The sequence below is a fragment of the Streptomyces sp. NPDC007917 genome (genome assembly GCF_042959105.1).
Classification (GTDB): Bacteria; Actinomycetota; Actinomycetes; order Streptomycetales; family Streptomycetaceae; genus Streptomyces.
The window spans coordinates 1-21934 of the sequence record NZ_JBIBKK010000051.1; the positions used below are offsets into that span (position 1 = coordinate 1).

At 73.7% G+C, this 21934-nt stretch carries 4 protein-coding genes and 1 pseudogene; 3 read left to right on the plus strand and 2 right to left on the minus strand.

Annotated features, from left to right (window positions below):
* A partial coding sequence (locus ACFZDL_RS46580) for an SDR family NAD(P)-dependent oxidoreductase (RefSeq protein ID WP_353597254.1) occupies positions 1–3108 on the plus strand: 3108 nt, incomplete at its 5' end.
* 135 nt (positions 3109–3243) lie between these two features.
* Here ACFZDL_RS46580 and ACFZDL_RS46585 read toward each other — a convergent pair.
* Positions 3244–3843, minus strand: a complete 600-nt coding sequence (locus ACFZDL_RS46585; RefSeq protein ID WP_353597253.1) for a hypothetical protein — start codon at positions 3841–3843, stop codon at positions 3244–3246.
* A gap of 156 nt (positions 3844–3999) precedes the next feature.
* Here ACFZDL_RS46585 and ACFZDL_RS46590 point away from each other — a divergent pair, with 156 nt between their 5' ends.
* Positions 4000–4812: an SDR family oxidoreductase gene (locus tag ACFZDL_RS46590; protein ID WP_353597252.1), complete on the plus strand. Its 813-nt coding sequence runs from the start codon at positions 4000–4002 to the stop codon at positions 4810–4812.
* 19 nt (positions 4813–4831) lie between these two features.
* On the opposite strand, the pseudogene ACFZDL_RS46595 reads toward ACFZDL_RS46590, so the two are convergent.
* A pseudogene (locus ACFZDL_RS46595) lies at positions 4832–5668 on the minus strand (SDR family NAD(P)-dependent oxidoreductase); the annotation flags it as partial.
* A gap of 222 nt (positions 5669–5890) precedes the next feature.
* On the opposite strand from ACFZDL_RS46595, the gene ACFZDL_RS46600 reads away from it, so the two are divergent.
* Entirely contained in the window at positions 5891–21934 is a 16044-nt protein-coding gene (locus tag ACFZDL_RS46600) for a type I polyketide synthase (RefSeq protein WP_391194531.1), read from the plus strand.

The following is a 21934-nucleotide window of genomic DNA, read 5'->3' on the forward strand; positions in this document are numbered from 1 at the left end:
GACGACACCCACCAATTCCTCCACGCCCTCGCCCACGCCCACACCACCGGCCACCCCATCAACTGGCACACCACCCACCAACACCACACCCCACCACCCCAACACACCAACCTCCCCACCTACCCCTTCCAACACCACCGCTACTGGCTCAACACCCCCAACCAAACAGGAGACATCACAGCCGTAGGCCTGGACCCGGCGCATCACCCGCTGCTGGGCGCGGCGGTCGCAGTGGCCGAAGGGGAGGGCTATCTGCTCACCGGTCGGCTCGCCCTGTCCACCCACCCCTGGCTTGCCGATCACACCATCGCCGGCGCCGTCGTCCTCCCCGGGACTGCCCTCGTCGAGATCGCCCTTCAGGCGGGCCATCGTGTGGACTGCCACCGCATCGAGGAACTCACCCTCCAGTCAGCGCTGTTCATTCCGGATGAGGGTGCGGTGCAGGTGCAGGCATGGGTGGCGGCGCCGGACGAAGACGGGCGCCGAACCCTGACGGTGTCCTCCCGACACGAGGACGCGTACGAGGACGCCGCATGGGTGCGCCATGCCACGGGCCGGGTCGGCCCCGAACCGGTCGGCCAGGATGGCGTCATCGCACGGCCCGTCGATCCGCGAGGCGACGCGGCGATGGCGGTCTGGCCGCCGCAGGGCGCCGTCGCGATCACGGCAGACGACCTGGAGAGCCTGCACGACGGGTACACGGCGCGGGGCTTCGGATACGGGCCGGTGTTCCGGGGGCTGAGGGCGGCCTGGCGATGTGGCGAGGAGATCTTCGCCGAGGTACGCCTTCCCGAGGCGGCGGAGGCCGACGCCTCCCGGTTCGCCGTACACCCCGCCCTCCTGGACGCCGCCCTGCACGCCGCCGCCCTCCGCCCGGCCGACGGTCTCCCGCACGGCGCCCTGCCGTTCTCCTTCAGCGGGGTGAGTCTGCACGGGTCCGGAGCGTCGACCCTGCGGGTGCGCCTCACCCCCGACGGCAAGGCGCGGGACGGGCACGCGTGGTCGGTCACCGCGGTCGACGGGGAGGGGCGTCCGGTGGCCTCGATCGCGTCGCTCGCGGTCCGCCCGGTGTCGACGCGGGAACTGCTGGCGGCCTCCGGCACGGCGCGGCGGGACTCGCTCTTCGCGGTCGAGTGGGTGACCGCCCCGGCCCCGACGTCGTCGTCCGCTGCGCAACGCCTGGCCACGGTGGGGCCCTGCGGCCCTCTCCCCTCAGCAAGCGGATACGCGAACCTCGCCGACCTGACCGCCGCAACGCTGGAGGCGGGGACCGCGGTGCCCGATGCGGTCGTGGTCGACTGCGGTCGCCGCGAGGCGCACGCCACCGCCGTCCCGGAGGACGTACGGACCCTCACCCAGCGCATCCTGGGTCTGCTGCAGGAGTGGCTGGCCGACGAGCGCCTGGCCTCGAGCCGGCTGGTCGTGGTGACCCGTGGTGCGGTGGCCACCACACCGGGGGAGGACGTGGCGGACCTGGCGGGCGCGGCGGTGTGCGGCATGGTGCGCTCCGCGCAGTCGGAGCATCCCGGCCGGTTCGTCCTGCTGGACCTCGACCCTGACCTCGACGCCGGGGAAGTGCCACCGACCGTCGTTCCGACGGCGCTTGCCTGCGGCGAGCCGCAGATCGCCGTGCGCGCGAACCGTCTCCTCGTGCCCCGGCTGACCCGAGTGCCCGTCCCCGTCCCCGTGCCCGGCCCCGCGCCCACCGACGCAGATGGCCAAGGTCCCGCGCCCGCGGCGTTCGACCCCGACGGCACCGTACTGATCACCGGCGGCACCGGCGTGCTCGGCGCGGTGCTCGCCCGCCATCTGGTCAGCCGCCACGGCGTACGACACCTCGTGCTGGCATCCCGACGTGGGCCTGAAGCGCCCGGCGCCACCGAGCTGCGGGCGGAACTGACCGGCCTCGGCGCCGAGGTGACGGTCCGCGCCTGTGACACCGGCGACCGCGGCGCACTGGCCGATCTGATCGCGGGAATTCCCGCCCGGCACCCGTTGACGGGTGTCGTCCACGCCGCGGGCGTCCTGGACGACGCCACCGTCTCCTCCCTCACTCCCCGACATCTGGACACCGCGCTGGCGCCCAAGGCCGACGCCGCCTTCCATCTGCACGAGCTCACCCGCCACGCCCAGCCGCGCGCCTTCGTCCTGTTCTCCTCGGCCGCCGGCATCCTGGGCGCAGCCGGGCAGGGCAACTACGCCGCCGCCAACGCCTTTCTCGACGGCCTCGCCGAACACCGCAGGGCGCAGGGCCTGCCGGCCCTCTCGCTCGCGTGGGGCCTGTGGGAGCAGGGCAGCGGCATGACCGGGCACCTCGACCGCGCCGACCGGGCCCGCATCGCCCGCTCCGGGCTCGCCCCCCTCGCCACCGAGGACGCCCTCGCGCTCTTCGACGCCGCCCTCGCCGGCGATTGGCCGTCCCTGGTGCCCGCCCGGCTGGACCTGCGGGGTTCGAGCGCCGACGAGACCCCCGCGCCCCTGTTCTCCAGGGTCGCCCCGGCCCGTACGGCCCGTCGCCGCACCCCAGGCGCCGAGGACGCCGCCGACCTCCGTACCCGCCTCGCAGCCCAGGACGCCGCCGCGCAGCGCGACACGCTTCTCGGAATCGTCCGCGCCCACACCGCCGCGGTGCTGGGCCATGACACGGCTGCAGCCGTACGGCCGGACGCGGCCTTCCGCGAGCTGGGTTTCGACTCCCTCGCCGCCGTGGAACTCCGTAACCGCCTTCAGGCGACCACCGCCCTCCCCCTGCCCGCGACCACCGTCTTCGATCACCCCACCCCCGCCGCCCTCGCCGACCACCTGCGCACCCAGCTCTGCCAGGACACGCCGTCCTCGGCGGCGGCCACGGCGAGGGCGGCGCTGGCTGAGCTGGCCAGACTGGAGTCCGCCGTCTCCGACTCGGCGCTCGACGACGACACGCGCAGTGACCTCACGGAGCGCCTGCGGTCCCTCGCCCGCAAGATGAGCAGGGGAGGCCGTGTCGCCGACGACAACGGCGGCGCTGAGGGCCCGGACCTCCAGTCGGCCACGGACGATGAGATGTTCGAGCTGATCGACAAGATCGACAAGATCGACAAGATCGACAAGGAGGTCAGCCGGGACTGAGCCCACGCGGTGACATCATCGCGGCATCGTAAACGGATGGCGGCGCCCGACGAAGGCCGGGCGCCGTTCACCTGTGTCACGATGCTCATGCCATATGGCTCACCCAGCTCATCCGGCTCAGCCGGATTACTCGGCTCATTGGGCCGGTAGGTGATGCCTCAACCACGGGGTGTCGGTGTTCATCCGCAGCGCCGCGGCCTCGGCGGCCTCGGCCGCCGCTTCGGTGCCGCCGTCAGCAGCCGCTCGGGCCGCGTCGGCGGCCTGGGCCGCCGCCTCGGCCACGGCCGCTGCCTCGGCAGCCGCCCGGCGGCTGTGTTCCGCGACCGCGTTCGCGATCTCGGCGGCCTTCGCGGCGGCCTCGGCCTCCGCCCGGGCGGCCGCTTCCGCGGCGGGGCCGGCCTGGGCACCGGCGGCGGCCGCGGCTGCCGCGGCCTCGGCCGCGCGGGCGGCTGCAGCCATGGCCGCTTCGGTGGATGTCGCTCGCGCGGATTCTTTGGCCGCGTCCCTGGCGGTCCGGGCCGCGGCTTCCGCGGCCGAGGCGGCGGTGGACAGAGCCTCCGCGGCCTCGACCACGGTGGTGCTCGCCGCGGCGCCGGCCTCCGTCGCCCGGTCCACTTCGGAGGCGGCCGCGCGAGTGGCGGAGGCGATGGCCTCCGCCCGCCGTGCGGCGCTCAGCGCGCGCCGCACGGGGATGTCCGGATCCTGTTCCGCCGTTGTCCGAGTGACACTGGTCATCCAGAACTCATTTCCTGGTGGTGTGTTTCCCGATGGATTGCGCGAACCCGGTAGGGTATCCCGCACGGCTCGGCTTCCGGTGGAGTCCCCTTCGCGCTGAATTCCGGGGTCTTCAGGGGGTTCCGTGCCGTGCGCTCTGTTGCGAAGGTCGTCGCCATGACCCAAACAGCTGGAAAAACCGCACTGGTGACCGGGGCGTCGCGGGGCATCGGTGCGGCCATCGCCCAAAGGCTCGCCGCGGACGGTGTTCTGGTGGCGGTGCATTACGGGCGGCGCAAGGAAGACGCCGAGGAAACGGTTGCCTCGATCGAGCGGGCCGGCGGGCAGGCATTCGCCATCAGGGCGGACTTCGCGGCCGACGGCGCTCTTGACACGCTCTTCAGCGAGCTCGAGGCCGGGCTCGCGGGCCGACCACTGGACATCCTGGTGAACAACGCCGCTGTTTACGCTGACCCGGATGACCCCGCCGCCATGCAATCGGAGGGCTATGTGGCGGGCATTTCCGAGATCACCCCGGAGGACTTCGACCGCATCTTCGCCGTCAACGTACGGGCCCCGTTCTTCGTCACCCAACGGTGCCTGCCGCTCCTCTCCGACGGCGGACGGATCATCAACATCTCCTCCGCCGTCACCAGGATCGCCTGGCCGCTGCTTCCTTATGCCATGAGCAAGGGCGCCCTTGAGATCATGGCGCCCAGGCTGGCCAACGAACTGGGACACCGGGGGATCACCGTCAACACCGTCGCGCCGGGCATCACCGACAGCACCGAAACCAACACGTGGCTGCACGACGTGCCCGGGGCGGTCGAGGGTGTGGCCGCCATGACCGCACTCCGCCGGCTCGGCCAGCCGCCCGACGTCGCCGACGTCGTCGCCCTCCTCGCCTCGGACGAGGCCCGCTGGGTCACCGGGCAGTTGGTCGACGCCTCCGGCGGCATGGCCCTCGCCCCCACACCACCGGGCATGTAGCGGCCGTCGCCAACCGCCGTCAGGAGGGTGGATCGAGCCGGGCCACGGCACGGCGCAGCCGTGGCGTGAACCGGCTCATCAGGCGTACGACATGCGCATCCGGCGTCACGGTCGCCACGGGCGTGTCGCGGGCGACCGCGCGCAACACAGCCATGGCGACCCTCTCCGGCGGACAGCCGCGCCGCCCGAGCGTCCGCACAGCTCGCTGCCGCAGTCGCGCCTGCTCCTGTTCCGACGCCCCCGCGAAGTGCATCGCCGCCGTGAAGGAGGTGTTCACAAAGCCCGGGCACACCGCGCTCACACCGACCCCGAACTGCGCGAGCTCCGCCCGCAGACACTCGCTGAGCATCACCACGGCGGCCTTGCTCGTCGCGTACGCGGGGACCGCCCGCGTGGGTTGGAAGGCGGCCGCGGACGCGATCGTCACGATGTGCCCGCCCTGTCCGTGGTCCGCCATCTGCCGGCCGAAGAGCCGGCAGCCGTGAATGACCCCCCACAGGTTCACGTCCAACGTGCGCCGCCAGTCCGCGACGGACGTGTCGAGGAACCGGCCCGACATGCCGATGCCGGCGCTGTTCACCAGGACGTCCACGACCCCGTGCGCGTCGAAGACGCGCTCGGCGAACCGCTCCATGGCAGCCGCATCGGCTACGTCGACGGCCTCCGCCCACGCGTCGGCGGCCCCCAGCACCTTGGCCAGGTCCGCGCTGGTCGAGGCGGCTCCGGCGTTCCGATCCGCACAGATCACCCGCGCCCCCGCCGCGGCGAAGGCGCCCGCCGTCGCCCGTCCGATCCCGCTGCCCGCGCCGATGACCAGCACCAATCGGCCGCGAAAGCGCCTGGCGTACCGGGACGATTCCATGGCTACCGCCTCTCGGGAGGAGTCCAGAAGCGCTCAGGAAGAGCGAGGAGCGAAGACAGACTGCACCTCTTGTGGCGAACGGCCGCGCGCCTTCGACGCATTCTGGGGTGCATAGGGGGTGCAGCGAACGATATCGAATTCCCTAAGATCGCCTGACGCCCTGGCGGCCCTGAGGAGACAACTCACGGCTTGAGGAATGTCGAGGAGATGCCGTAAATGGCCAATGAGGAAAAGCTTCGGGACTACCTCAAGCGGGCGACCGCTGAACTCGTCCAGGTGCGCCGCCGCCTGGCCGAGATCGAGTCGGGTGAGCAGGAGCCGGTCGCCGTCGTGGGAATGGCCTGCCGCTTTCCCGGCGGTGTGGCGTCGCCCGGAGAATTCTGGGAGCTGCTGGCCTCCGGCGGAGATGCCATTTCGGGATTCCCGGCGGAGCGGGGTTGGAATATCGAGGCGCTGTACGACCCGAATGTGGATCAGGCGCGGACCGGAACGTCGTACACCCGTCACGGCGGATTTCTCCACGACGCGGCGGACTTCGACGCGGGGTTCTTCGGGATCAGCCCGCGCGAGGCGCTGGCGATGGACCCGCAGCAGCGGCTGCTGCTGGAGACCTCCTGGGAGGCACTGGAGGGCGCCGGTATCGACCCGGCCACGCTGCGCGGGAGCCGCACCGGCGTCTTCGCCGGGATGATGTACCACGACTACGCCACGCGCCTGCTCGAACTCCCCGATGGCCTCGAAGGGCTGGTCGGCAACGGCAACGCCGGCGGGGTGCTGTCGGGTCGGCTGTCGTACTGCTTTGGTTTCGAGGGTCCTGCGGTGACGGTGGATACGGCGTGTTCGTCGTCGTTGGTGGCGTTGCATTTGGCGTGTCAGTCGTTGCGGTCGGGGGAGTGCTCGCTGGCGTTGGCGGGTGGGGTGACGGTGATGTCGACGCCGGGCGTGTTCGTCGAGTTCTCCCGTCAGCGCGGCCTCGCGGCCGACGGGCGGTGCAAGCCGTACGCCGCTGCCGCCGATGGCGTCGGCATGTCGGAGGGCGTGGCCGTCCTCTTGGTGGAGCGGTTGTCGGATGCGCGGCGGTTGGGGCATCGGGTGTTGGCGGTGGTGCGGGGCAGTGCGGTGAATCAGGATGGGGCGTCGAATGGTTTGACGGCGCCCAATGGTCCGTCGCAGCAGCGGGTGATCCGGCAGGCGCTGGCCGCGGCGGGTCTGACGGCCCGGGAGGTCGACGTGGTCGAGGGGCACGGTACGGGGACGACGCTGGGGGATCCGATCGAGGCGCAGGCGATTCTTGCCACGTATGGTCAGGATCGTGCGGAGGGTCGGCCGTTGTGGCTGGGGTCGGTGAAGTCGAATATCGGGCATACGCAGGCGGCGGCGGGGGTCGCCGGTGTGATCAAGATGGTGTTGGCGATGCGGCATGAGGTGTTGCCGCCGAGTCTGCATGTGGACGCCCCTACCCCTCATGTGGATTGGTCGGCCGGTCGGGTGCGGCTGTTGAGCGAGTCGGTGCCGTGGCCGGAGAGCGGGCGTCCGCGCCGGGCGGGGGTGTCGTCGTTCGGGGTCAGTGGTACCAACGCGCACATCATCCTTGAGCAGGCGCCGGAGGAGGCCGCGCCGGTGTCCGGGCCCTTGAGCGGATCGCCGGTGGTGCCCTGTGTCATCTCGGCGCGTTCGCAGGGCGCCCTGCGGGGACAGGCACAGCGGTTGCGGGAGTTCGTCGCGGACCACGATGCGTTCCCGGAGGTGGCCCGTGCTCTGGCCACCGAGCGGGCGGTCTTCGAGCACCGCGCCGTCGTCGTGGCCGAGGACCGCGACGAACTCGTACGTGGCCTGGACGCACTGACCACCGGCGCTCCCTCACCCCACCTGGTGGAGAGTCTGACGGAGCGGAGCGACACCGACGAACCCATGGTGGCGGTGCTGTTCACGGGCCAGGGTGCGCAGCGCTGCGGCATGGGACGTGAGCTGTACGCGGCGTTTCCCGCGTTCGCCACAGCCTTCGACGCCGTATGCGCGGAGCTCACGACGGCGGGCGGCCCCGACGTACGGCGGCTGCTCCTCGCGGACGCCGACGCGTCCGCGTCCGCATCCGAGCGGTGTGCGCGCACCGAGTTCGCGCAGCCCGCGCTGTTCGCGCTGGAAGTCGCGCTGTACCGGCTGGCGGAGACCTCGGGGGTCAGGCCCCGGTTTCTGCTCGGACACTCGGTGGGAGAGCTGGTGGCCGCGCATGTGGCCGGGGTGCTGTCGCTGCCGGACGCGGCGCGGCTGGTCGTCTCCCGAGGCAGACTGATGCAGGCGCTCCCCGCGGGCGGGGCCATGGTGGCGGTGGAGATCTCGGAGCGGGAGGCAGGCCGACTGCTGGCGGAGGCGGAGACCGGCGCTTCCGGGACCGCCCGGGTGGGCCTGGCCGCGGTCAACGGCCCCCGGTCGGTGGTGCTGTCCGGGGATGAGGACGCCGTGCGGGAGCTGGCCGGGCGCTGCGCGGAGCGCGGCCACCGCACGCGGCGGCTGAGGGTGAGCCACGCCTTCCACTCGCCCCATATGGACGCGATGCTGGAGGCGTTCCGCCAGGAGGCGGAGCGCGTGACGTACCACCCCGCGCGTATCCCGGTCGTGTCGAACGTGACCGGCGCCCCGCTGCCCGCCGAGGAGTACGGCACGCCGGAGTACTGGGTGCGGCACGCCCGCGCGGCGGTGCGTTTCGGTGACGGGGTGGCGTGGCTGCGGGACCAGGGCGTCCGTACGTTTCTGGAGCTCGGCCCGGACGGCACACTGTGCGGTCTGGTTCAGGACGCCTTCGCCGCCGAAGGGCACGGAGCCGCCGCTGAAGAGTCCGGAGCCGCCGCCGAAGAGTCCGGAGCCGATGCCGGCGTCGATGCCGACGACGTCGTCCTGGCCGCTGCCCTGCGCCCCGACCGCGGCGAGAGCCAGACCTTTCTCACCGCCCTCGCGCGGCTCTTCGTATCCGGGGTGGAGGTGGACTGGCCAGGGGCGATGGGGTGGGCGCCCGGCGTGGTCGGCGGGGTCGAGCTGCCGACCTATGCCTTCGACCGGGAGCGCTACTGGCTGGAGGCGGCCGGGCCTGGCGGCTCCTGGGCGGGAGGTGGCGAGGGGCCGCTGTGGGAGGCCGTGGAGCGGGGCGACGTCCCGCGCGTGGGTGCGCTGCTGGGGGTGGACGAGGGGGCCTGCCTCGGGACGCTGGTGCCCGCGCTGGGGGTTTGGTGGCGAGGGTGTCGCGACCGTGGCGTACTGGACGGGTGGCGCTATCGGGAGGTGTGGCGTCCGGCGGGCGACGGGGGCGGCCCTGGGGTGCCGACGGGGCGTTGGCTGGTGGTCGCGGCCGAGGGGGTGGATGGATCGGCTGTCGTCGAGGAGTTGGAGCGGTCCGGGGCCAGGGCGGCTCTCCACGCCGTTGCGGGATGCGTGGCGCGCGAGGCGGTGGCGGAGCGGCTGCGGGCCGAGGTGGGGCCCGACGCCGAGGTGGACGGTGTGGCGTTGCTCCTGGCGAGCGGCGGCCGGGACGCGGGGGCGCTGCTCCTGGCGTGGCTCCAGGCCCTGGGCGACGTGGGGATGGCGGCTCGGCTGTGGTGTGTGACGCACGGCGCCGTCTCGGTGGGCGGCGGGGATGCGGTGGTGTCGCCCGGGCTTGGCCAGGTGTGGGGGCTGGGCCGGGTGGCCGCCCTTGAGGCTCCTGAGGTGTGGGGCGGATTGGTCGATGTTCCGGACCCGCTGGACGGGCGGGCGGTGCGGAGCCTGGTGCGGGCGTTGGCGGGGCCCGAGCGGGAGTGCGCGGTGCGGGCCTCCGGGGTGTTCGTACGCCGGCTGGAACGGGCCCCGCTGGCCGGGGCTGAGCCGGGGCGGGAGTGGCGGCCGTACGGCACGGTGCTGATCACCGGCGGTACCGGCGGGCTGGGCGCGCACGTGGCTCGGTGGCTGGCCGGCCGCGGCCCGCTGCATCTTTTGCTGCTGAGCCGGCGTGGCGAGGCGGCCGAAGGCGCCGCCGGGCTCCGCGACGAGCTGGCCGGGCTGGGGGCGCGGGTGACCGTGGCGGCGTGCGATGTGGCCGATCGCGACGCGCTGGCGCGGGTCCTGGCCGGGGTGCCCGAGGACGCCCCGCTGACGGCGGTGGTGCATGCGGCGGGCGCGCTGGACGACGCCGTCCTGGCGACGCTGACCCCGGAGCGGCTGGAGGCGGCGCGGCAGGCCAAAGCGGTGGGCGCGTGGCAACTGCACGAGCTGACGCGTGGGGCCGACCTGACGGCCTTCGTGGTGTTCTCCTCGGCGGCGGCGACGTTCGGCTCGGCGGGACAGGGCGGCTACGCCGCGGCGAACGCAGAGATGGACGCGCTGATCCGGCATCGACGCGGCCTCGGGCTGCCGGGGCTGTCGGTGGCGTGGGGCGCCTGGGCCGGCGGCGGGATGGCGGAATCCACCTCGGAAGCCACCTCGGAATCGACTCCGGACCACGGGCGGTTGCGCCGCCACGGCATGGCGGCCATGGACCCCCGGCTGGCCCTGACGGCGCTCGGGCAGGCACTGGAGCACGGCGAGACCTGCTTGACCGTCGCGGACATCGACTGGCGCGCCTTCGTCGACCACGCCCCCGCCACTGGACTCGACCCCTTGATCAGCGGCATCCCCGAAGCCCGGGCGGCTTGGGAGGCCGCGGGCCGCGGCGCCGCCGAGGCCGTCGGAACGCTCCGGGCGAGGCTGGCCGGGCTGGCGGCGGACGAACAGCGGCGTGCGGTGGTCGAGTTGGTCCGTACGTACGCGGCCACCGTGCTCGGCCACGCCGGGCCGGCGGCCGTGCCGCCGGAGCGCGCCTTCCGCGAGCTGGGCTTCGACTCGCTGACCGCCGTGGAGCTGCGCAACCGGCTCAACGCTGCCACCGGCCTGAGGCTGCCCGCCACCGCGGTGTTCGACTACCCCCATCCGGCCGCGCTCGCCCAGCACACATGGGAGCAGCTGTTCGGCGCGCCCGGAACAGCCGGTGGGCCGTCCTCCGCCGACCTTCGGCCCCTGGCGACGGACGAGCCGATCGCCGTGGTGGGGATGGCGTGCCGCTTCCCCGGCGGTGTCCGCTCCGCGGAGGACTTCTGGGAGCTGCTGGCCCAGGGCAGGGACGCGATCGCGGGCTTCCCGAGGGACCGGGGCTGGGACATGTCGGCGCTGCACGATGCCGATGTCGATCCGGAGCGGCCCGGCAACCCGTATGCCCGAGCGGGCGGTTTCCTCTACGACGCCGCGGACTTCGACGCGGGGTTCTTCGGGATCAGCCCGCGTGAGGCGCTGGCGATGGACCCGCAGCAACGGCTGCTGCTGGAGACCTCCTGGGAGACCTTGGAAAAGGCCGGCCTCGACCCCGCCGACCTGCGGGGCAGCCGTACCGGCGCCTTCGTGGGCATGGCCCAGCAGGATTACGCGGAGCTGCTGCGGCACGCCGGCGAGGATTTTGAGGGCTATGCGATGACCGGCATCTCGGGCAGCGCGCTGTCGGGTCGGCTGTCGTACTGCTTTGGTTTCGAGGGTCCTGCGGTGACGGTGGATACGGCGTGTTCGTCGTCGTTGGTGGCGTTGCATTTGGCGTGTCAGTCGTTGCGGTCGGGGGAGTGCTCGCTGGCGTTGGCGGGTGGGGTGACGGTGATGTCGACGCCGGGCGTGTTCGTCGAGTTCTCCCGTCAGCGCGGCCTCGCGGCCGACGGGCGGTGCAAGCCGTACGCCGCCGCGGCGGACGGCGTCGGCTGGTCCGAAGGGGTGGGGATGCTGCTGGTGGAGCGGTTGTCGGATGCGCGGCGGTTGGGGCATCGGGTGTTGGCGGTGGTGCGGGGCAGTGCGGTGAATCAGGATGGGGCGTCGAATGGTTTGACGGCGCCCAATGGTCCGTCGCAGCAGCGGGTGATCCGGCAGGCGCTGGCCGCGGCGAGTCTGACGGCCCGGGAGGTCGACGCGGTGGAGGGGCACGGTACGGGGACGACGCTGGGGGATCCGATCGAGGCGCAGGCGATTCTTGCCACGTATGGTCAGGATCGTGCGGAGGGTCGGCCGTTGTGGCTGGGGTCGGTGAAGTCGAATATCGGGCATACGCAGGCGGCGGCCGGGGTCGCCGGTGTGATCAAGATGGTGTTGGCGATGCGGCATGAGGTGTTGCCGCCGAGTCTGCATGTGGACGCCCCTACCCCTCATGTGGATTGGTCGGCCGGTCGGGTGCGGCTGTTGAGCGAGTCGGTGCCGTGGCCGGAGAGCGGGCGTCCGCGCCGGGCGGGGGTGTCGTCGTTCGGGGTCAGTGGCACCAACGCGCACGTCATCCTTGAGCAGGCGCCGGAGGAGGCCGCGCCGGTGTCCGGGCCTGCGAGCGGATCGCCGGTGGTGCCCTGTGTCATCTCGGCGCGTTCGCAGGGCGCCCTGCGGGGACAGGCACAGCGGTTGCGGGAGTTCGTCGCGGACCACGATGCGTTCCCGGAGGTGGCCCGTGCTCTGGCCACCGAGCGGGCGGTCTTCGAGCACCGCGCCGTCGTCGTGGCCGAGGACCGCGACGAACTCGTACGCGGCCTGGAGGCGCTGGCCACCGGCGCTCCGGCCGCCGGACTGGTCGAGGGGGAGCCCGGCCCGGTCGCCCACGGCGGCGTCGCGATGCTGTTCGGCGGCCAGGGCACCCAATGGGAGGGCATGGCCGCCGAGCTCCTGGACACCGCGCCCGTGTTCGCCGACCAGATGGCGGCATGCGCGGAAGCCCTCGCACCCTACGTCGACTGGTCACTGAACGACGTGGTGCGCGGCGAGCCGGGCGCCCCGCCCCTGGACCGGCTGGACGTGGTCCAGCCGGTGCTCTTCGCGGTCATGGTGTCGCTGGCGGCGCTGTGGCGTTCATACGGTGTGCGGCCCGACGCGGTGGCCGGCCACTCCCAGGGCGAGATCGCCGCGGCGTATGTCGCCGGCGCGCTGTCGCTGGAAGACGCCGTACGGATCGCCGCGCTGCGCAGCCAGGCGCTGTCCGCGCTGGCCGGGCGGGGCGCGATGGTCTCGGTCGGCATGCCCGCCGCGGAACTCGAACCGCGCCTCGCGCCGTGGGGCGGGCGGCTGTGTGTCGCGGCCGACAACGGCGCGGGCTCAGCCGTGGTCTCCGGGACCCCCGAGGCCGTGGACGCGCTGCTGGCGGAGCTGGCCGCGGACGGTGTCCGGGCGCGTAAGCTCAAAGTCGACTGGGCCTCCCACTCCCCGCAGGTCGAGGCCATCCACGAGCGCCTGCTCGCCCTGCTCGCCCCGATCCGCCCCCGCACCGGCGACATCCCCCTGTACTCCACCGTCACCGGCGAACGCATGGACGGCAGCGGCCTCGACGCCGAGTACTGGTACCGCAATCTGCGCCAGGTGGTGCGCTTCCAGGACGCCACCCGCGCGCTCGTCGAGAACGGCCACACGGTCTTCATCGAGTCCGGCCCGCACCCGGCCGTCTCGGTTGGCGTTCAGGAGACCCTTGACGCGCTGGGCGCCACGGACGCCCTGGTGCTGGGCACGCTGCGGCGCGGGGAAGGGGGGCTGAGCCGCTTCCTGGCCTCCGTGGCGCGGCTTTTCGTCTCAGGTGGCGCGGTGGACTGGTCCCCGGCCGTGGGACCGGCAGCCGGCCGCCGGTGCGGTGTCGACCTGCCCACATACGCCTTCGAACGGCACCGGTTCTGGCTGGAGCCCGCGCCCGCGGGGGCGGTGAGCGGTGGCGCGGCCCCAGGTGCCGACGAGCCGTTGTGGGCCGCGGTCCGGCGAGGCGATGTCGCGGGCGTGGGGCGGTTGCTGGGGGTGGGCGAGGGGGCCTCGCTGGAGGCGCTGGTGCCGGCCCTGGAGGCGTGGCGGCAGCGGTGCCGCGATCGCGAGACGGTGGACGGCCTGCGCTACCGGGAGGTGTGGCGACCGACCGGGGGCGGTGGCACGGTGGCGCTCATGGGGCGTTGGCTGGTGGTGGCCCCGGACGGAGCGCTACCGGACGTCGTCGAGGGGCTGGAGCGGGCCGGTGCGCGCGTGCTGCGCGTACCCCGGGAGCCGGGGCCGGACGACCGTGAGGCGCTGGTCGAACGGTTGCGGGCCGAGGCGGAGCCGGCGCCCGGGGTCAAGGGGCTGGTGCTGGCGGCGGATGACGGGGCGGCGGAATCGCTGCTGGGGGCTCTCGTACGGACCCTGGCCGACCTGGGTGAATCGGGCACGCAGGCTCGGCTGTGGTGTGTGACCAGCGGGGCGGTGTCGTGTGACGGCGACGACGCGCCCGCTTCCCGGGCGTCGGCCCGAGTGTGGGACGCGGCTCGCAGAGTGGGGCTCGAGGCTCCGCGGCGGCGGGGTGGGCTGGTCGATGTCGCGGGCGCGCCGGACCGCAGGGTCATCGAGGGGCTGGTCGGGGTCCTCCACGGCGACGAGCGTGCGTGTGCGGTGCGGACCTCGGGGGTGTTCGTACGCCGGTTGGTGCGGGCCCCGCTGACCGGGGCGGTCGCGGAGCGCGCGTGGCGGCCCGGGGGCACCGTACTGATCACCGGCGGCGCGAGCGGGCCGGGCCCTCATACGGCCCGGTGGCTGGCCGCCCGCGGCGCCGAACACCTCCTGCTCCTCGACGAGGACGGTGACGGGTTCGGGGTCGCGGACGAACTCGCCAAGGCAGGGGTGCGGGTGACGACGGCGGCGTACGACCCGGCCGACCGTCAAGCGCTGGCGGAACTGCTGACCGCCATCCCGGAGGAGTATCCCCTGCGCGCCGTTGTGCATACGGCACAGGGGGACGACGGCATGGCGGGGGCATGGAATCTGCACGAGCTGACACGCGACACCGACCTTTCGGCGTTCGTGGTGTTCTCGTCGGCCGCGCCGATCCTCGGCGCCCCGGGACACGGCGCCTGTGCCGAGGCGGCGGCGCTGGCGCGCCGGCGCCGTGGCCTGGGGCTGCCGGGGCTGTCCATGGCATGGGGCCCCTGGGCTGTCGACGGCGCCGGAGAGAACGGCACAGAGGGCGCCGAGGCGGCGTGGCCTCGGAGCGCCCCCGGCGTGACGGCCCTCGACCCGCGGATCGCCCTGGACGCGCTGGGACAGGCGCTTGACCACGGCGAGACCTGCCTGACCGTCGCCGACATCGACTGGCGGCACCTGGTGGAGACCGCGACCGAGGACGGGCTCGACCCCCTGATCGGCGAGATCCCCGAAGCGCATGAGGCGTGGCAGCTCGTCCGCGGCGGCGCCGGCCGCGAGCCCGACGGTGCGCTGCGGGCGCGGCTGGCCGGACTGGCCGCGGACGAGCAGCTGCGGACGCTCACCGAGTTGGTCCGTGCCCACGCGGCGGCCGTCCTCGGGCACGACGGGCCGGCGGCCGTGCCACCGGAGCGCGCCTTCCGCGAACTGGGCTTCGACTCGCTGACCGCCGTGGAACTGCGCAACCGGCTGAACATCGCCACCGGCCTGCTACTGCCCGCCACCGTCGTCTTCGACCACCCCAACCCGGCCGCGCTCGCCCACGCCGTGCGGGAGCTGCTGTTCGGCGGCGGGCAGGCCACCGGCTCGCCCGCGCCGGTGGCCCGCGAGGCGGTGGGGACGGACGAGCCGATCGCCGTGGTGGGGATGGCGTGCCGCTTCCCCGGTGGTGTCCGCTCCGCGGAGGAGTTCTGGGAGCTGCTGGCCTCGGGCAAGGACGCCATCGCGGAGTTCCCGGCCGACCGGGGCTGGGACATGGAAACCCTCCACGACCCGGATCCGGAGCGGCCCGGCACCTCGTACGCGCGAGAGGGCGGTTTCCTCTACGACGCGGCGGACTTCGACGCGGGGTTCTTCGGGATCAGCCCGCGTGAGGCGCTGGCGATGGACCCGCAGCAGCGGCTGCTGCTGGAGACCTCCTGGGAGGCCCTGGAGCGGGCCGGAATCGATCCGAAGTCGCTGGGCGGCAGCCGCACCGGCGTGTTCGCCGGGCTCGCGCTCCAGGACTACGCCGAGGTGGTGCGGCGGGGCGGGCCGGAGCTGGAAGGGTACGCGCTGACCGGCGTCTCCGGCAGTGTGCTGTCCGGCCGGCTCGCGTACACCTTCGGCTTCGAGGGCCCCGCGGTGACGGTGGACACGGCGTGTTCCTCGTCGCTGGTGGCGTTGCACCTGGCGTCTCAGTCGCTGCGGTCGGGCGAGTGCTCGCTGGCCCTGGCCGGCGGGGCGACGGTGATGTCCACACCGGCCGCCTTCCAGGAGTTCTCCCGTCAGCGGGGGCTCGCCGCCGACGGCCGGTGCAAGGCGTACTCGGCCGCCGCCGACGGGGTCGGCTGGTCCGAGGGCGTGGGAGTACTGCTGCTGGAGCGCCTTTCCGACGCGCGACGCCTCGGACACCGGGTGCTCGCGGTCGTGCGCGGCAGCGCGGTGAACCAGGACGGGGCGAGCAACGGGCTCACCGCGCCCAACGGACCGTCGCAGCAGCGGGTGATCCGCCAGGCCCTCGCCAACGCCGGCGTCCCCGCCACCGGGATCGACGCGGTGGAGGGGCACGGCACGGGGACGAGGCTGGGGGACCCGATCGAGGCACAGGCGATCCTCGCCACGTACGGCCAGGACCGTCCAGAGGGCCGCCCGCTGTGGCTGGGGTCGGTGAAGTCGAACATCGGACATACGCAGGCGGCGGCCGGAGTCGCCGGTGTGATCAAGATGGTGCTGGCACTCCAGCACGGCCTGCTGCCACCGAGCCTGTACGCCGGCGACCCGTCGCCGCACGTGGACTGGTCCTCGGGCCGGGTGCGGCTGCTGAACGAGCCGGTGCCATGGCCACGGAACGGACACCCCCGGCGCGCCGGGATCTCCTCCTTCGGGGTCAGCGGCACCAACGCCCACGTCATCCTGGAACAGGCCCCCGAGGAACCCCGGCCCGAGCCCGCCTCCCAAGACGCGGAGGAGACGCGGGCCGAGGAAGCCCCGGACGAGGGCCGGGCGGCGGCCGTACCCACGGTGGTGCCATGGGTGGTGTCGGCGCGCACCGAGAGGGCGCTGCGGGGCCAGGCACGCCGGCTGCGGGCGCTCGCGGCCGGGGAGGAGAACCTGAGGCCCGTGGAGGTCGCGCGGGCGCTGATGACCGAGCGGGCGGTGTTCGAGCGCCGCGCCGTCCTCGTGGCCGAGGATCGCGAGGGCTTCGTACGCGGCCTGGACGCCCTCGCCGCCGGAGTGTCCGCCCCCGGCCTGGTGACGGGCGCGCCACGGCCCGGCTCCACCGCCGCGCTCGCGCTGCTGTTCGCGGGCCAGGGCAGCCAACGCATCGGCATGGGGCGGGAGTTGGCCGCAGAATTTCCGGCGTATGCCCACGCCCTCGACGCGGTGGTCGACGAGCTGGACACCCGGCTGGACCGGCCGCTGCGCCCACTGCTGCACGCCGCGCCCGGCACGGACGAGTCCACCCTGCTGGACCGTACCCGCTACGCCCAGCCCGCGCTGTTCGCGATCGAAGTGGCGCTGTTCCGGCTGCTGGAGTCCTTCGGTGTACGCCCCGACTTCGTGATCGGCCACTCCCTCGGCGAGCTGACCGCCGCACACGTCGCCGGGGTCCTCACCCTGCCGGACGCCGCGCTGCTGGTGGCAGAGCGCGGCCGCCTCATGCAGCAGTTGCCGCCCGGTGGGGCGATGGTGGCGCTGCGGGCCACCGAGGACGAGGTGGCGGAGGCCTTGACGGGATGCGAGGCGCTGGTGTCGGTGGCGGCGGTGAACGGGCCCGGGGCGGTGGTGGTCTCGGGGGAGCGGAGCGCGGTCGACGGTGTGGCTGCCGCGTTCGCCGCGCGGGGCCGCAGGACCCGGCGGCTGCGAGTCGGCCACGCGTTCCACTCCCCGCTGATGGAGCCGATGCTGGACGCGTTCCGAGAGGTCGCCGCCTCGCTGACGTACGTGGAACCGGCCATCGCACTGGTGTCGAACCTGACCGGAGAACTCGCCCGTCCCGGTGAGCTGACGGATCCGGAGTACTGGGTGCGGCACGTCCGCCACGCCGTGCGGTTCAACGACGGACTGGCGTGGCTGCGGGCACAGGGCGTCAGTGCCTTCCTGGAGGTGGGCCCGGACGGCACGTTGTCCGCCCTCGCCCAGGACGAACCCCTGGGCGATCCCGTGGGCGATCCCGAGGACCGCCCCGAGGACGGCCCCGAAGGCGACCCGGCGGCCCACCCGGCTGCGGAGCGCGCCGCGAGGTCCGTGGCGGGGCCCACCGCCGGTTCCGCGGTGGAGCGGGTCGTATCGGCCCCGGTGCTGCGCCCGGACCGGCCCGAGGCCCACACCCTGCTCACCGCCCTCGCCCGGATCCATGTCCACGGCGTGAGGGTCGACTGGCCGGCGGTCATCGGCCGCGGCCCGGCCGGGCCGGCCGGCCGAAGCCGGGTCGAGCTGCCGACATACGCCTTCGACCGGCGCCGCTACTGGCCCAGGAGCCATGGCCAGGCGGCAGACCTGTCCGCCGCCGGCCTGAGCCCCGCCGATCACCCACTCCTCGGCTCCGCCGTGGAACTGGCGGGATCCCAGGAGCTGCTGTTCACCGGGCGGCTCTCACTGCGTACCCACCCCTGGCTGGCCGATCACGCCATCTTCGACACCGTGCTGCTCCCGGGCACCGCGATCCTGGAGCTGGCCCTCCGCGCGGGCGACGAGGCCGGCTACGACAGCGTGGAGGAGCTGGCCCTGCAGGTGCCCCTGGTGCTGCCGGAGCGCGGCTCCGTGGTCCTGCAACTCCTGCTCGGCGCGCCCGCCCCGGACGGCGGACGCCCCTTCACCCTCTCCTCCCGCCACGGCGACGACTCGCACCCGGCGGCGGATCAGACCTGGACCTGCCACGCCACCGGCGTGCTGACCCACGGCGGCGACCCGCTCGACGGAGCGGCGGGCCCGGCGGGCCACGAGGCGGAGAACCACCAGGCGGAGAACGAGACGGTGGAGAACGAGCCTGCGGACCACGAGACGGCCGAGGCGTGGCCGCCGCCGGACGCCGCGCCTGTGGACCTGACCACCTGGTACGCCGACCTGGCGGTCGTCGGCCTCGGCTACGGGCCGGCGTTCCAGGGGCTGCGGGCCGCCTGGCGGCGCGGGGACGAGTTCTTCGCCGAGGTGGCGCTGGACGGGGAACAGGCGGCGGACGCCGCACGGTACGCACTGCACCCGGCGCTGCTCGACGCGGCGCTGCACCCCGTCGCGCTCGGTCTGGACACCACACCCGGGCCGGGCGCACAAGAGCTCGGCCGACTGCCGTTCTCCTGGGGCGGTGTGACGGTCGGCCTCGCCGGCGCCTCGGCGCTGCGGGTCCGGCTGACACCGGTCGGGCAGGACACCATCGCACTGCGGGCCACGGACGGCTCGGGGCGGCTGGTGGTCCAGGCGCGGTCCCTGGCCTTCCGGCCGGTCACCGCCGAGCGGCTGCGGGCGGCAGGCACCGCGTACCACGAAGCGCTGTTCCGCCTGGAGTGGACACCGCGGTCCGCCGCCCCCACCGCGCCGGTGGGCCGGCGCCGATGGGCCCTCGTCGGACCCGAGGTGCCGGGCCTGGCAGAGGCCCTGGACGCGGACGGGGCGGCGTGGCGGACGTATCCCCACCTGGCCGCAGTGGGCGAGGCCGTCTCCCGAGGCGATCTGCCGCCCGACATGGTGGTGTTCTCCTGCCGGACGCAGGACGCCGGCCAGCAGGACCCACCCGGTGACCACCTCGCCCACCCGATCTCCTCGACCAACGCTGCCGCGCTGCGCCAGGCGACCAACGGCACGCTGGACCTGCTGCTGAGCTGGCTCGACGACGAACGCTTCGCGGACTGCCGACTGGCCCTCGTCACACAGGGCGCCATTGCCGCGACACCGGCGGACGAGGTGCCCGACCTGGCGTACGCCCCTGTGTGGGGGCTGGTCCGCTCGGCGCAGAACGAGCACCCCGACCGGTTCGTGCTGGCGGACACCGACGGGCGGCCCGACTCCCAGCGGACCCTGCCCGCGGCCCTGCTGGCCGGCGACCCGCAGTTCGCGCTCCGGGACGGCACGGTCCACCTGCCCCGCATGGGCCGCGTCGCCGTCGCCGCACCGCCCGTGGACCACGCCGCCGCACCGCCCTCGGACCGCGAAGAGGCGCGGACCCCGGCGGAGGCCGTCGCCCCGCGCACCTGGGACCCCGACGGCACCGTGCTGATCACGGGCGGCACCGGGGTCCTGGGCCGGCTGATCGCCCGACACCTCGTGACCGCTCATGGCGTACGTCACCTGCTGCTGGCCGGTCGCCGTGGACCGGACGCGGACGGCGTCCCGGAGTTGCTGGCCGAGCTGACCCGCCTGGGCGCCGACGCCACCGCCCGGGCCTGCGACATGGCGGACCGCCACGCCGTGGCCGAGCTGCTGAGCGGCGTTCCCGCCCGGCATCCGCTCCGTTCGGTGATCCATCTGGCGGGCGTGGTCGACGACGGCATCCTCACCTCGCTGACCGCCCAGCGCATGGACGCCGTAGTGGGACCGAAAGCGATCGGCGCGCTGCATCTGCACGAGCTGACCCTCGACGCCGGACTCGACGCCTTCGTCGTCTTCTCCTCGGCCGCGGCCAGTTTCGGCAGTCCCGGACAGGGCAACTACACGGCCGCCAACGCCTTCCTCGACGCGCTGATGCTCCACCGGCGCGCGCTCGGCCTGCCGGGCCAGTCCCTGGCCTGGGGGATGTGGGCGCGGGACAGCGGCATGACGGGGCGCCTCGGGGCCACCGATCGCGCCCGTATGGCCCGGGGTGGCCTGGCGCCGCTGACCGACGAACAGGGGCTCGCCCTCGTGGACGCCGCCGGCACGGTCGACGAGGCCCTGCTGCTGGCCACCCCGCTGGACTTCCGCGCCCTGCGCGCACAGGCCGCGGCCGGGGGGCTGCCCGCCATTCTGCGTGGCCTGGTCCGGGCGCCCGCCCGCCGGGCGGCGGCCACCGCCACCACGGCCATGGACGGCGATGCCACGGCCACGGGCGCCACCGCCACCACGGCCGGTGAGACACCCGCCGCACTGAGGGAACGGCTCGCAGCGCTGCCCGACGCCACCGAGCGCGCCGACGCCCTCCTGGAGCTGGTCCGTACCCATGCCGCCGCCGTCCTGGGCCACGACGCCGCCGAACCCATCGACGCGGGGGAGGAGTTCCGTGAGCTGGGCTTCGACTCCCTGACGGCGGTGGAGCTGCGCAACCGGCTCGGCGCCGTCACCGGCCTGCGCCTCGCCACCACACTGGTCTTCGACCACCCCAGCCCCGGCGCCCTGGCCCGCCATATGGGGGAACGACTGGAGATCGAGGCCGACGACGCCGGGGCACGGCCGACGGCGCACCGCGCGTACGGCCCGGTCAATCGCGACACGCCCCATGGTGACAAGACCCATGGCGACACGGCTCATGGCGACACGGTCGGCCGTGATCCGGCCGGTCGCGAAGGGCCCTCGGATGCCACCGTCGAATCCCTCTTCTGGGTCGGACATGACACCGGACGCATCCAGGAAGCCATGCAATTGCTGTCGGCCGCCTCGGTCTTCCGGCCCTCCTTCGACGTCGGCTCTGACGAGGTGGCACCGAAGTTCGTGCGGCTCGCCCAAGCCGCGGCAGCGGACACCACACCGCGCGGCGAGGCCACCGAGTCCACCGAGCCCACCCCTCCCGCGCTGATCTGCCTCCCCACCGTGGCCGCGATCTCCAGCGCGTACCAGTACTCGCGCTTCGCCTCCGCGCTCCAGGGGCTGCGCGACGTCTGGTACGCGCCGGCGCCGGGCTTCCTCGTGGGCGAGCTCCTGCCGGCCGATGTCGACGCCGTGACCCACATGTTCGCCGAAGCCGTCCTGCGCTTCACCGACGGTGCGCCCTTCGCGCTCGCCGGGCATTCCGCGGGCGGCTGGCTCACCTACAGCGTGACCAGTCACCTGGAGGGCCTGGGGGTCTTCCCCGAGGCGGTCGTGGCCATGGACGCGTATCTGCCCGATGAGGGGATCGCACCCGTCGCCTCCGCGCTGACCAGCGAGATCTTCGACCGGGTCACCGAATTCGTCGAAGTGGACTACACCCGGCTCACCGCGATGGGCGGCTACTTCCGCATCTTCTCGGGCTGGACACCACCGCCGATCGACACCCCGGCCCTCTTCCTGCGGGGCCGGGACGGGGAACAGTCGCCGCCGGTCTGGGGGGTGCCCCACACGGTCATGGATGTGGCCGGGGACCACTTCACCATGCTGGAGGAGCATGCGGAGGCGACCGCCCGCCGCGTCGATCAGTGGCTGCGGGAGACCGCAGGCTGGGGTGGATAG

What these genes read in the sequence shown, in the direction of transcription:
- ACFZDL_RS46590 (WP_353597252.1), top strand. Translation starts at nt 4,000, where the DNA reads ATGACCCAAACAGCTGGAAAAACCGCACTGGTGACCGGGGCGTCGCGG.
- ACFZDL_RS46600 (WP_391194531.1), top strand. Translation starts at nt 5,891, where the DNA reads ATGGCCAATGAGGAAAAGCTTCGGGACTACCTCAAGCGGGCGACCGCT.
- ACFZDL_RS46585 (WP_353597253.1), bottom strand. Translation starts at nt 3,843, where the DNA reads ATGACCAGTGTCACTCGGACAACGGCGGAACAGGATCCGGACATCCCC.